Origin of the sequence: Streptomyces spectabilis (assembly GCF_008704795.1) — a bacterium.
Taxonomy (GTDB): domain Bacteria; phylum Actinomycetota; class Actinomycetes; order Streptomycetales; family Streptomycetaceae; genus Streptomyces; species Streptomyces spectabilis.
Map to the genome: position 1 here is coordinate 1 of NZ_CP023690.1, position 12,838 is coordinate 12,838.

General features: G+C 66.4%; 9 protein-coding genes. 1 reads left to right on the forward strand and 8 read right to left on the reverse strand.

The window, feature by feature from the left end:
* Positions 1-359 precede the first annotated feature (359 nt).
* The 8 genes from CP982_RS00005 to CP982_RS00040 all read right to left on the reverse strand — a co-directional run bounded on the left by CP982_RS00005 (position 360) and on the right by CP982_RS00040 (position 11,201).
* Positions 360-1,121, reverse strand: coding sequence for a helix-turn-helix domain-containing protein (locus tag CP982_RS00005; RefSeq protein WP_150508538.1), 762 nt, complete (start codon positions 1,119-1,121; stop codon positions 360-362).
* Positions 1,122-1,130: 9 nt separating this feature from the next.
* Positions 1,131-1,472: a hypothetical protein gene (locus CP982_RS00010; RefSeq protein WP_150508539.1), complete on the reverse strand. Its 342-nt coding sequence runs from the start codon at positions 1,470-1,472 to the stop codon at positions 1,131-1,133.
* Positions 1,473-3,541: 2,069 nt separating this feature from the next.
* A complete protein-coding gene (locus CP982_RS00015; protein WP_150508540.1) occupies positions 3,542-4,258 on the reverse strand; it encodes a hypothetical protein in 717 nt (238 codons plus the stop codon).
* A complete protein-coding gene (locus CP982_RS00020) occupies positions 4,255-5,064 on the reverse strand; it encodes an AAA family ATPase (protein WP_150508541.1) in 810 nt (269 codons plus the stop codon). Before CP982_RS00020 ends, CP982_RS00015 begins: the two co-directional genes overlap by 4 nt.
* On the reverse strand, positions 5,061-5,825 hold the full coding sequence (locus CP982_RS00025) for an AAA family ATPase (protein ID WP_229880046.1): 765 nt from the start codon (positions 5,823-5,825) through the stop codon (positions 5,061-5,063). Before CP982_RS00025 ends, CP982_RS00020 begins: the two co-directional genes overlap by 4 nt.
* Positions 5,822-7,522, reverse strand: a complete 1,701-nt coding sequence (locus CP982_RS00030) for a Mu transposase C-terminal domain-containing protein (RefSeq protein WP_150508542.1) — start codon at positions 7,520-7,522, stop codon at positions 5,822-5,824. Before CP982_RS00030 ends, CP982_RS00025 begins: the two co-directional genes overlap by 4 nt.
* A 213-nt stretch (positions 7,523-7,735) precedes the next feature.
* The gene (locus CP982_RS00035) at positions 7,736-10,084 is read right to left on the reverse strand and encodes a hypothetical protein (RefSeq protein ID WP_150508543.1); all 2,349 of its coding nucleotides are present in this window, start codon (positions 10,082-10,084) and stop codon (positions 7,736-7,738) included.
* A 541-nt stretch (positions 10,085-10,625) separates the two neighbouring features.
* The gene (locus CP982_RS00040; RefSeq protein ID WP_150508544.1) at positions 10,626-11,201 is read right to left on the reverse strand and encodes a transcriptional regulator; all 576 of its coding nucleotides are present in this window, start codon (positions 11,199-11,201) and stop codon (positions 10,626-10,628) included.
* A 212-nt stretch (positions 11,202-11,413) separates the two neighbouring features.
* On the opposite strand from CP982_RS00040, the gene CP982_RS00045 reads away from it, so the two are divergent.
* Positions 11,414-12,625, forward strand: coding sequence for a helix-turn-helix domain-containing protein (locus tag CP982_RS00045; protein ID WP_150508545.1), 1,212 nt, complete (start codon positions 11,414-11,416; stop codon positions 12,623-12,625).
* Positions 12,626-12,838: the final 213 nt, after the last annotated feature.

A 12,838-nucleotide genomic window follows, 5' to 3' on the forward strand; every position in this document is an offset into this window, starting at 1 on the left:
CGCGCGTTCGGCTCCGCCGAAACGACGCGCCGCCGCTACGCGGCGGATGTCAGCAACGCTCCGCGTTGCTGACCGGGCTCGCTCCGCGAGCCTCCAGCGCATTCGCGCTGGTCAGAGCGCTCCGCGCTCTGATGGGAGTCCGCTCCGCGGTCTCCCATTCGGCACCTGCAGTACCGGGGCCGCTCGTTGTGTCAACAGCGAGTCCCTGACGGGCCGTCAGAGATCAGGCGGCTCCGCCGCCTGATCTCCCCACAGAAAAACCGCTCAACACACCCAGAAATTCCCCCAACTGACCCCACATCAAAACCCTAGAATAGCTCAGAAATAAAAATCCATAACACTCGAATGAATTCAATTGACTAAGCCGAATCCCTTTCAAGGGACTCCATATACAGCTTTTCGAAGATCTCGTAGGAGAGAGTCTGGAAAAGCATAGTTCTATCTGCTCCTTTGTTGTAGATAAAGCGTGCCATTTCGCTCATGTCATGGTGAGCCTTAAGCCACTCGCTGATGCTTCGTCCACTGTCTTTGCGAGCTCGAACGGCTGCGTCGAGCCAGAGTTCGAGCTCGGTGGGATCGCGCACGAAGCAGGCGTACAAGAAGGCGACGGTCTGCTGAGGATCGACAGGCAGGGTGTCGCCCGCGACGATGCGGCGGCTGGTACTGGGGGGCAGCCGCCAGGCACCACTTGCGCGCGCCATCTCGCCGGGCGTGGGGTAGCCGGCCCACACATGTTGATTGCGCAGGAAGCGGCTGAGGTCCGCTTCAGAGGCGATGAGGTGGGGGTCGGGGGCCTTGTGTACGTAGTACGGCGCGCGGGTGGCTCGGCGCGCACCGAGCCACAAGTTGGTGCCTCGGTAGTAGGCGTAGTCGAGCCAGTGCTCGTTGCGCAGTTCCTCGTCCGTGGTCGTCACCGCGATGGCAGCATGGACGGTCTGCAGGGAGGGGACGGTGGCCCCGGAGGCGGCCCGTTCGAAGGTGGCCTTCGAAGGCGTGTGACGGACCTGGGATGCCATCTCCTCGTAGGTGATGCCGACTGCGGCTTTGCGGTGCCGCAGGAAGTCTGCGAGCTTCGCGCGTGCCGGGACGGTGCGGTCCACCGGCTTCTCGGGGCGTCCCATGACGCCCCCTCAGTTGCCCTGGCCGAAGTAGGCGCGGGCGGCGCGGCTGATCCGTCCGGCGTGGCGGCGGCCGCCCGCAGCGAGGCCGAGGATGGCGCCGATGCTGCCGGCGCCCGCGATGAGGAGCAGGATGTCGTCGATGCCCATGTCGGGCGGGGCCAGGAGGGCCGCGGTGGCGATGCAGACGCAGACCACGAGGGCGTGGGGCAGGCCGAAGCGGCTGCTCGTGGCGGTGGTCTCGTGTGCGGGTGGTGTTGGCTCGGCGGTGGCGTTCACGGCGATCGCGTAGGTGCCAGGCACCGTCGGCTCGTTGGCCGCGGCGCGCGCCGCGGTGAAGGGCTCGCTGCCCATGAAGATCCCCTATTCCACCGTCCGGCGACCAGGGATCGCCGGACGGTGCTTCTCGGCTCCAACCGTTCGTCCTTCTGTGTGCCGTGCGGGAGTTGGCGCTCCCAGCGCACGAAGGACCTGTTGCCCCCCAGGATCCCAGCCGCTAGAGCACAAGTGACAGCAGCTCAACGCGTTGGTTCATCAACGTGCCAAAGCGAACTCTGCGAACTGGGGCTCCCCACAAGGTACGTCTCACCTGCGGTCAGGTCTGTTCTGTAGGACGTGTCATGGAATGACATTGGCTGGTCAGAGCCCTGCACGGGGCTCTACCACACGGTCTCGACAAAACGTGCCGTACCCCGCGACACGCTGAGCGGCCCGGGGTGCGAGGAAGTGGCTGTTCAGGGCGCCTCCGACCTGGCGCGACCAGCCGGTTTGTCTGTTTCTACCGGGTGTTCTTCCTGGTTCGACGTCGCAGAGCGGCGCAGAGCTGGCCTGGGTTGGTTCAAGATTGCGCCGCTTGGTGATCAGAGAAGCCAGCCCGGATGGGGCACCCTTTCATCAAGGCCGTGGATGTCTCGGCCGCCCCTGATTGCTTCCGGCTCCAACCGACGCACAGGGAAACAGGAACAGGTGTTGGCGCACCTGGTCCGCGTGAAGCCGATCGCCGCGCCTCGAGGGGCGGGCATCGGCTTCACCTGCATCTGCGTACCGTCCAGGGCGTGTGGAAGGTCAGGCTCCGCGTACACGGTCCGCGGCCGACGGCGACTGGGTGGAGCGCCCGCAGGTACCGACGGGCACGGAGGCCTCCATGGTGCCGACGGCCAGGCGCCGCCCGCTGGGTCGGCGCGGCACCTGACGTGAGGCGCTGGCGCCGCGCGGCACCAGGAGGCTGCAGAGGTCCCTTCACTGGGCCTGTGCGTCCCGCCCCGCCACCAACAACCGAATCACTCCGCGATTCGGTTCAGTAATTCGCTCCGCGAACTACTGCGGCTGGCTACAGGGTCAGTGTGCGGATCGCCAGTCTGGATTTCAACCCGCACTCCCGTATGGACTCTCTCTGGCTCCCCTTTAGGTGACGAGTCATCAAATTAATTGTGTAACAAGGTGGTTCAAGAAGCGGCTGCTAATCCTTTCCCTGATATTCCAGAAAAGCAACCCTCAAGTGAATTCTCTTCTGCACGGATATTCTGCTCCGGCTGACAGCGCAGAAAGCAGATCTGGATGAGGAATCGGCCACTGCGGAGTCGAGGCATGATCCAGTAGGAGTCGGTCCATGAGATCAGCCAGAAGATCCTCACTGACCGATACAGGAGGCCGACGGGAGCCGAGGTATTGCCTCAGGATCTCTACAACGGGGGCGGCCTGGTCATGTGGGAGGACAGTGTCGGTCGGTGGACCGATGGTAGCGAGCAGCTCGGCGCGTTGCTGTGAGCTCAGCAGGTGTGGTGGAGCTGCGGGTTGGAGTGCCTCTTTCGTCTGTGGGTGATGCCGAGGGGACTGGTCGGTCGATGTGTGTGGCGTGGTGGTGGCCGGGTGGGTGCAGCGGGCACGGTGATGCCAGTCGGGTCCGGGCTGGAGGCGGCCGAGGGCGGGGATGTCTACTGCTGCGTCGTGGGCCAGGTCCGTGAGCCGGTGACCGAAGGATGTGCTGAACAGCAGGAAGTGGCCTTGGGCCTGCTCTGCGCGGCGGAAGTGGAGGGCCGTGCGCAGTACGGGGCGGGCGCGGGGCGGGATGGCGTAGGTGACGGGGGGTGGCGGGGTGGGCGAACCCTGTTCGGGGTGCCAGATGTCGGGGACGGTCAGGCGGGTGCAGTGCTCGTCGAGGGCAGAGACAGGGGTTGTGTACAGGGCGTCAGGGTGGGTTCCTGTGGTCAATAGGGCTGTTAATGCGGCGAGTTGGGGTGGGTGAGGGATACCCCGGCTGATGCGGTGGGCCGTGTACGGCGTGAACGGGCGGGTGGTGATGCCCGGCCCCGTGGCTGTGTCGAGGTCGTCGGGGAGGTCCAGGAGGAAACCGGTGCGTAGGAATCCGGCCTGGGCGCCGCGCAGCCGGATCAGGGTGTGGCGTTGGCTGGGGCTGCTGGTCGTCAATCGGGACAGGAAGAACTCCAGGTCCTGCTGGGTGGGCAGACCCGGATTGCGAGCGAGGTAGGCCCTGGCCGCGTATAGGCCGGCCCGGTACTGGGCATCGACCCGGGCGAAGTCCGCGGCGGGTAGGCATCGGCGCAGCTCGGCGCGGAAGCGGGCAACCGGGAGGCGCGGTAGATCCGGCAGGGGCGTGAGGCGGTCCGGGGCGGGCGGGGGCGGTGTGGGGCGGGCGGGCCGAGGAGTTCGAGGGCCTTGTGGCTGTCGGTGATCTGCTGCAGGTCGTGGTCGAGGTGGTGGCGGGTGAGCCGGGTGCGCAGATGCGCGGCGGCAGTAGGGGTGGGCGGCTGGGCGATCAGGACGAGGTGGATGCCGGTGTCCTGGCGTAGCTGGGCGATGTGGCGGGTGCGGGCCTCGGCGAGGTGGTGGCGCGCAGGATGACGAGGCGGCGGATGCCCAGGACGGTGATCCAGCAGGCGGCGGCCCGCCAGGCGGGTGCGGCGGCGGGGGGGCTCGGATGCGGTGGGCTGGTAGTCGGTGCGGCCCAGGGCGCGCAGGATGTCCCGTGGCAGGTAGGCGGTGCGGGGTGTGTGTGGGGTGAGGTCGACCGTGGCCTGGCCGGCCTGGGGGTCGGAGCTGGCCCGGGCCGCCTGGAGCACGCGGGTGTCGTCGTCCACGTCGATGATCAGCGTGACGGGCGGAGGCGTTGGGGGTGTCATCGAGGGTCTTCGTGTGGCGGGAGGCAGCCGTCGAGCGTCGTTTCCAGCAGGGCGCTTGCCGGGGGCGAGGCGCGGCGTTCGAGGCGCAGGGTGTGGTGGGTGATCTGGGCCCAGCGGCGGAAGTTGCCGTGCCCATGACGGGCGTCGAGGCGGTCGAGGACGTCCTTGCCGGTGTCGCGCCATCGCGGGTGGAGCTGCGGGATGGCGCGGCGTACCTCGCCGGGGGTGAGCGGGTGGATCTGCAGCCAGCGGGTGGTGCGTGTGACCAGCAGGGGCTGGCGGCGCAGCATGCGGAAGCCCTTGGTGCTGGTGGCGAGGATGAGGGTGAGCTGTGTGGTGAGGTCGTCGAAGAGGTAGCAGAGGTACTCGACGCAGCCGGTGGTCAGGCGGCTGGCCTCATCCATCACCAGCAGGTGCGGGTGCGCGGCGAGTCGGGTGCGCAAGGCCGTGTCCAGGACGCCCGGGTCCCGCGTCGGCGGGATGGGGAGACCTGCAGCGAGCAGCAGCTCGGCGCGCAGAACGAGCGGGGTCGGAGCAGGGCGCGGGCTGAGATGGCAGATGCGTACGTCGCCGGGCAGCACGGGGCGGGAAGCGAGCGCAGTCTGCAGGGCGTAGGTCTTGCCGCAGCCTGCGTCGCCGTAGAGGCACATGACGGCCTGCTCTGTCAGGGTCTGCTCCACAGCGCGGGTGACCGCGTCGAGGGCAGGCACCGGGACGGTCCGGGCACCGGGGAGCGACAGGAAGTGCTGCGGACCGAGGCCGGGTAGGGCCGGAGGCGTGCGCATGCTGCTGACGGTGAGCGTCATGCCTCCCCCAGGCGGGCGAAGGCCCAGCGCAGCACCTCTTGGTCGACGCGTTGCCTGCCCAGGCGCTTGAGGCCGAGGCGTACCTGGGCGGTCAGCCAGGCCCAGTCGCGGAAGCTGCCGTGGGCGGCGTGCGTGTTGGCGAAGAGGATGTCGTCGCATTCCGCGTTCTCCCAGACCGGGTGGAACAGGGGGATGGCCTGGAGGACTTCTTCGGGGGTGAGGCGGGAGAACTTCTGCCAGATGAAGATCCGTGAGGCGAGCATCGGCTCCTTGCGCAGCACGGTGTAGCAGCCCTGGCCGCCGACGAAGACGATGGCCAGCTGGGTGGCGTAGTCGTCCCACAGATAGCGGAAGTACTCGAAGGCCTCGGAGTTGAGCCACTGGGCCTCGTCCACGATCAGTGTGCGCGGGTGGGCCGCGAGTGCGTCCTTGAGGAGGTGGTCGAACTCCGACGGGTGCGCGGGCGGGGTGCCGGCCAGGTCGAGAGCGGCGAAGATCTCGTGGCGCACCGCGCGGGCGGTAGGGCGGGAGCGGAATGCGATCCGGCGCACTTCCTCGTCGGGCTCCAGCTCGCGCAGGCAGGTGTTGACCGAGAGGGTCTTGCCGAAGCCCGCGCCGCCGTAGACGCACATCATCGCCCTCGCCTCGATTGTGTCGGCGAGGTTCTCCCGTGCTCTGAGCAGGGCGCGGGTGGCCACGATGTGCGCGCCGGGCAGTTTCAGGTACTGGTCGCCCTCGGCCGGGGGCAGGGTGGTAGTCACTGGTGTTCCTCCTTACGTGGGCCGGGCCCGTCGGTGGGGCGTGGCGCAGCAGGGGTGCGCCAGTGGCTCGGCGCTGTGGTGGGTGGGATCAGGTCGGGCAGGGCGAGCTCAGCCGCGTCGGTCAGGTGGGCTGCGGTCAGGGCCTGGTCGGCCTCGGCCGAGGTGAGGGCTCCTAGGCGTTTGGGCTGTTCGGCCCGGGTCACCGCCGCGTACTTCGGGCGGGTACGCCGCGAGGCCTGGGCCAGCGCGCGGGCCAGACGGCGCTTCTCGGCGTCCTTGCTGCGGCGCAGTGCCCGGCGCTGCTCATCGGTGGCCGCATCCGCCAGGTGGGCTGTGCCCAGGTGCTTGCCTGTCACGGCGTCGAAGACTTCGATCTCGTGGTCGTGGTGCGGCAGGCAGCGCACCCTCACCTTCGTGCCGGCGTCCGCGCCTCCGGTCATCCACTCCCCCACGTAGTACCGGTTGTTGAATCGCACGCCGCTGGTGGTCAGCGTGCGGATGCGGCCGTCGTCTTCGAGCGTGAACGCCCACAGCAGGGAGCGGTCGACGTCGTGGATCGGGGTGGGGTCCTGCTGCCACGCCTCAAGCGGCGTGCGCCCGCCCAGCGCCTGGGAGAAATGCTCGGTGTTCCACCAGGTGATCCACTCCATCAGTTGCTCGACGAAAGTGGGGAACTGCATCAACTCGCCTGCCGGCACACGGCCGCCCCGCGTGGTGCCCGGTCGCACCGAGGCGGTCGGGGCGTGGGTGTAGCCGGGCAGGGCGGCGAAGAACATGCGCTGGGCGCAGCGGTTCAGGTTCTCCACCGTGCCCTTCAGTTCCGGCCGGTAAGCGGGCAGGTCCTGGATCGGCACAGCGAACGCGCCCAGAGCCTGGGCGACGGTGTGGGAGAGGAAGTCGGAGCCGCGGTCGATGCGTACCAGGCCGGGCAGGCCCCCGATGGGGCCGAAGGCGTCGTTCTCGCCTCGCTGGAGAGCCATGCGCAGTGCGGCCAGGATCGCGTCCCTGGAGGGCTGGTGCGGGGTGATCGCGGCTCCGGTGATCGCTTTCGTCGCGCAGTCGATGAACCACGTCACCCACGGGAACACGCGCTGGCTGTCGAGGAGGACCTCGACGGGGATGTGTTTGTGATCGGCTTCCCAGCAGGCGTTCCGCCATTGGCGGGGGCGGCGCAGATGTACGTCGTGTCGGCGTCTGGCGCGTTCTCCTCCGGCGAGGGCGGCGCGCTGGCCGGGGTTCAGGTCGAGGCGGATGGCACGGTGCAGCGTCGCCAGCGACGGCGGTGGTGCGGGCACCTCGCTCCCTTCGGCTGCTTCCAGGACGTGCTCGGCCAGGGCCTGGGCGTGCTCGGCCAGCAGTTCCCGGTGTACCGCGGCGGCGTTACCGCACCATCGAGTGAGGCGTGCGTGCAGCTCGGGCGTGATCGTGAAACGCTCCCGCTCACGTGGGCTCGAGCGGCCCTGGTGGCGAGCGGCCTCGAGCCACCGCCACACCGTCCGCAGCGACACCGCTGTCGAGGAGGCGACCAGGCGAGCGTGCCCCGTGGTGAGTTCCCCGCGCTCGTCCAATGCCAGCAGACGCGTGACAGCCTGCTGGCGGCCCAGCAACCGCGGCACCACCGGGGGTGGCGTCTCGCTGCCCGCGTCGAGGCCTATGCCTGAGGCGGGGTTCTCGGGTGGAATGGATCGGTGGGTCATACCGACACCCTCAGCCCACGGCACTGGTCCATCGGCGGGTACAGGGAAAATCCACAGCCAGCTGGGAACAGCCCCTACACTCCCCTTGCTCGCTCAGTGAGCAGCTCAACGACACCACGATCGTCGTCGGGTGACACCATGCCGGCGCGATCGGCGAAGCTAGCGACGCCTATGCACAGGCGCGTTCCTCTGTCTGTGGGAGGCGGTGCGGTCTCACGTGTTGGGCAATGGGGTGAGCTTGGGGTTTGTTCCAAGGTCTGTCAGCAGGCTGATCTGAGGGGCTGGCTTCCCTGCTCTTAGGCGTCCTTGTCGCTCTGAGCTGAGCGTCTCGACTGTGGCCTGTGACCACTGCGGCTTCGCGGTTGCCAGGATGAGGCCGGCTGCTCCGACGAGTGCGCATCCTTCCATGAGCTTGACCGCTTCGCGCTGCCGCTCGCGGACGCTGTTACCAAGGGAGTCGTTACTTTTTGCTTCTCCCAGCCACAGATCTTCGCTGGTAGCCAGGGCGAAATCCATCTCCACGAAACGGTTTCCGCTCTTGAGGAGTTCGAATTCCTCGCAGACGAGGGCTTGGCGTGCCCAGTGCTGATTGCGCAGGTATCTCGTGGCCAGCAGGGGTACGTCGCCGTTGTTTACGACGAGTTCCAGCACTGCTGGGTGCAGATCGTAGAACCAGCGGGGTTCATCTGCGGCTGGTCTCCAGTGGCTCTTGGTGAGCTGGTTCTCCCCTCCGCAGCGTCTGCAGCGGTAGCTCTGGCTGATCTCGGCAAGAGGGTAGAACTCGAGGATGGGGCAATGGCCGCAGCCAAGGATCAGCCCGCGGCGTAGCACGCCCTGTGACGTCCACTGGTCGATCTGGTTTCTGCGTGCTTCCAGGTTCCAGGTGTTGTCGTCATGAGCCACGATGGCTTCCCAGGACAGGACGACAGCGGACTTCAGTGTCCACCGGCTGTGTTCCGGACCGTCGTTCTTCGGGGTGTTCTGAGTGAAGCGGTGCAGCAAAGGCCATCCCGGGCTTGCCGCTAGTGCTTCCAGAGCAGTGCGGGATCCAAGGAGCCGTTCCATGATGGCAGCGCGTTTCCCTGCCGGGCTGGAGCGGATGGTGGTGTCGTTTGCTGAAGCTGCGATGTGCAGGATGCGCTTGATACCCGGCCAGGCCAGCTTGGGAGAGGCAAGCGTGCCGGTCAGGGACGCCCCGCTGGGTACGAAGTCGTAGCGGTGAGACCAGTAGGTGATGCCTCCGTCTGCGGCACGGACGAAGGTCTCCCATGGGTTTTGGCCTGTTGCCATGACCGTAGACGATCCCAGCACGTCGAGTGGGGGGACAGGGTGGTTGCCGGCGGTGAGAGTGATCTGCCACCGGTGTTTGTCGGGGTCGAGGCCGCGTGGGACCTCGGCAGCCAGCGACAGGGATGTCTGGAGTGATCCGTCGGGTTCCACGCTCGCGGGAAGAGAGCGCGGCTGGTCCCAGGCATCTCTCAAGACCACCATGATCGGATGGTTGAGATCGATGTCGAGAGGGTCGACTGCCTCAAACGGGCTTTCCACCTCTGCAGGTTGAGTGTGCCTGACGGGGCGCTCGTTCCATCGTGCGTCGATGTGTCGTCGGGTCTCCTCCACGCTCAACGAGGCGCTCGTCACCTGCATGTGGCCGGATGCGCGGCCGGGGAACAGCCACATGTCGCTTACCGACGCTTCCCAGGGCATCCATGTCACCTCGCCACGGGTCTGCCGGAGGACCTCAGCGAGAGCGAAGTCTTCTGGCTGGTCTCCCAGAACGACGATCCGGTCTGGGCGTTGGAGAGCTCTCGTGACCGGGATGCACCGTCCGGCCTCATGGGAGCGCACCGCGCGCGCTCCATCGGGTGCGCTGGGGTGCAACTGCGACAGCAGCGGGGACTCGGCGCCGCGGAGCGCTGCCTCCCGCCACTGTTCAGCCGAGACATCCCCGCCAGTGCCAGTTGTCTGGGCCTGGATACCGACATGCATCGCGTAGGCCAAGGCCTCCACCGAGGTCACAAGTGCCCTCGGAACACCGATGACGGGAACTGCGGCAATCGCGGCCAGCGGTGTCAGATCGCGCACATCGTCATGATCGAACAGGTGACTGCACTGGACATGTTCCTCATGATGGTTCGTGCTCACTCGCGAGCGCAGTGCGTCAGCCGTCGTCACAGCCTCGCGGACGAGGGGACCGTCCCACGGGTGCTGGCGAACCATCTTCTGAAACTGATCAGCACCGGGGCTGCCGGAAAGCTGCTGCGCGGCCAGCATCTGCTCGATGCTGCCGGGGTAGAGGGTGTCGAACGTGTCCCATGACGGCCCGTAGGCCATCACATGATCAGGATGCGAATGCGCCAGGCATCGCTCGACTGCCGGATGTCCGACTGCGCTCGCCGGTATCACCGCACTCCCACTGCAGCCCCACATTGCCGACAGCCGGGCCAGGGCTGCTGCCGTCCACTGGACCCAGTCCTCATCCCTGTGTGGCGCGACGATGACGACCCGGGGTGGTCTGGCCGCGTACGACAGCGGCAAGAAGGTGAAGGACTGACCAGACATCCGCCCAGTTTGTCACCCCACTGGCCGCTAGCCGGCACGAAAGCTTCTTCTCACTCAGCACAGCCATGAAGACCACACGTCAGATAGACATATCCCGCCCCCCCCAAGCGGGTGATCTCCCCCATCCCCCACCCGCTCAGGAATCTGCAGCACACCGACCCGCCCATCGTCACCCAGATGACACCACACGCCACCCATGTCGGTGACACCGGCGAACACATCACCGCAGACCAGCACGGTGCCGTACAAGTCCAGCAGTAACAGTGACACCCTGCTCAGACCAGTGACACACCCACACAGAATCACACTCTGCCGGCCCTCCGGGCCGGCGCCGGGCAACTCCGTTGCCCGGCAACCGAATCGCTCCGCGATCCGGGACGGAATTCGCTCCGCGAATTCCTGTGGCTGGCTACAGGGTTGACGGGCCGTCATTTTCGCTTTCCGTCTCGGACTGACGTAGCGTCAGGACAAAATCTGATGCTACGTCAGTCCGTTCATTCCCGCTGAGGGATCAGAGATCCCCCGAAAAATCCTGAAGGGATTAGGCCGCAAATCCAATATTCGAAACATACTCGAACTGCCCCCACTGCGAGCCGAGATCCACAACGGCATCATCAACCCAAGCCTCATCAAGGGCAGCACCATCTCCCCTGACCCAAGCCTCGATAACACGGTCCCAGTGACGGACGTTCAGCGTACGGAATTCCACCACCCGCTGACGCGGCCTCTCCACCTGAGACTGGTTCACCGGATGGAACTCCACACGGGTCCCACGGCCATCCCGGTTCAGCCGGACCAGAAGGTACCGGGCCACGTTACGACGACGCACAGCCCGATAAGCAGCCTCGATCCTCTCCAAGTTCCGCTTCGACGGGCTGCGTTTGCCCTCCAGCCACGCCTTCAACGTACGGTCAGTGACCGTCAGACCCGCCTCACGCGCAGCCCGACGAGAACGCTCAGTACGGGTCAGGTAATGCAGACGCGCCACCAGGCCACGCCGTGCAGTAATAGGGGTAGCGATGAAACCGGCAAGCTGGTCAAGCTGACGAGCAACAGCCTCATGGCCCTTGATGCCACGAGCACCATACTTTCCGAACTCGTCATTCCTCTCCGGCATCCCGCTTCATCCCCTTCCCTGACAGCCGCACAGCTTTCAGAATACCTCAAGTACCTTCACTCTGCCATCAATTGACACATTCCAAGGCGCCAAATCCACAACTCTCCAGAACGGCAGATATCAAGACGCTGAATACGATTACTAGCTATGACTGGACGCTGACTCCTGATCTTTTCGCTACCCGCCCGGCCGAGTCGGCGTACCGTGGCAGCGTGGCAAACAACGACCTTGGGCAAACGCTCCGGCGCCTGCGCCGCCTGGCCACTCTGACTCAAGAAGAGTTGGCCGGCCGTTCCGGAGTGTCTGTTGACGTGATCCGTCAGCTTGAGCAGCGGCGGAAGCACTCCGCTCGCTTGCCTACGCTGCACGCGCTGGCGAACGGCCTCGGTGTGGAGCTGACGACGCTGCTGGGTGACCCGCCTGCTGTCTCCACCGGTGAGAATGACGGGCCCCGCTTCGTGGCGGTGCGTCGTGCCATCATGCCTGCTCTGTGGGGGCCGGAGCCTGAGCCGCCAAGTCCGGCCTTCTCGCTGGATGTTCTGCGGGAGCAGATCGCGGACGGCTGGACGCGGTACCACGCGGCTGAGTTCGACGCGGTGATGAAGGCGCTGCCGGATTTGATCTCGGATGCACGTACCGCCACGGTCTCGGGCTCCGGCAGCGACCAGGGCGCCAGTTTCTCGGCGCTGGGCAAGGTGCTTCAGCTCGCCGGACACGTCGCCGTGCGGATGGGGAAAACAGACCTCGCTCTGGTCAGTCTGGAGCGCGCGATAGATGCCGCGGCGTGTTCCTCCGACCCTCTGCTACGCCCCATGATCGTCAATTCTGTGGCGTGGACATATCAGCGGCAGGGGCGTTTGGAAGACGCCTTGAACATCGCCCTGCATGCCGCCGACGACGCCAAGCACGGCGGGCACACGGACACGGCTGACGGCCTGAAGGTCTGGGGCGCGCTGAGGATGTCCGCAGCCACGTCTGCTGCACGCAGTAACGACTACCAGCGTGCGGCCGAGTTGATGGAGAACGCGGAGCAGGAAGCCGCCCGTGTGGCCAAGCTGCCGCAAGGCAGCGACAGCCGCATGGTCAGCGTGTTCAGTCCGTCTTCGGTGCGTATTGAGCGCGTCCGGCTAGCCGTTCAGTACGGACATCCCGAGGATGCGCTATCCCTGGCAAAGGGCATGCGGTTGGGCAAAGACGTCCCGCCGTCGTGGCGGACGTGGCTACTGCTGGACGTGGCGCGAGCGCATACGGATCTTGGGGACGCGGCCGGGGCGGTGAGGACCCTGGAGTCCCTTCGCCGCGCGGCGCCGACGTGGATGCAGCACCACACTCTGGCCGTAGCCATCGTGCGTGATCTATGGGCGCTCCCCAATCATCCGCCAGGGCTCCGCCCGTTGGCCGAGTTCCTGGGCGTCGCCGAGTAGCGTCGCGAAAGTGGGACGTTCCATCCCTGTCACCCTGTGTAGCGAATCGATTCCATGGGTCGGACAGCACCCCGGCGACCGTGCAACCGGCCCCGGGGCGTGGCCGACCACCAAGGAGTCGACATGGCCGAGAGTACGACCCCCGTGCCAGCGCCGAAAAGCAGCCCTGAAGCGCAGGCCCCAGCGACCGCGCAGGAACTTTTGGCCGTTGCC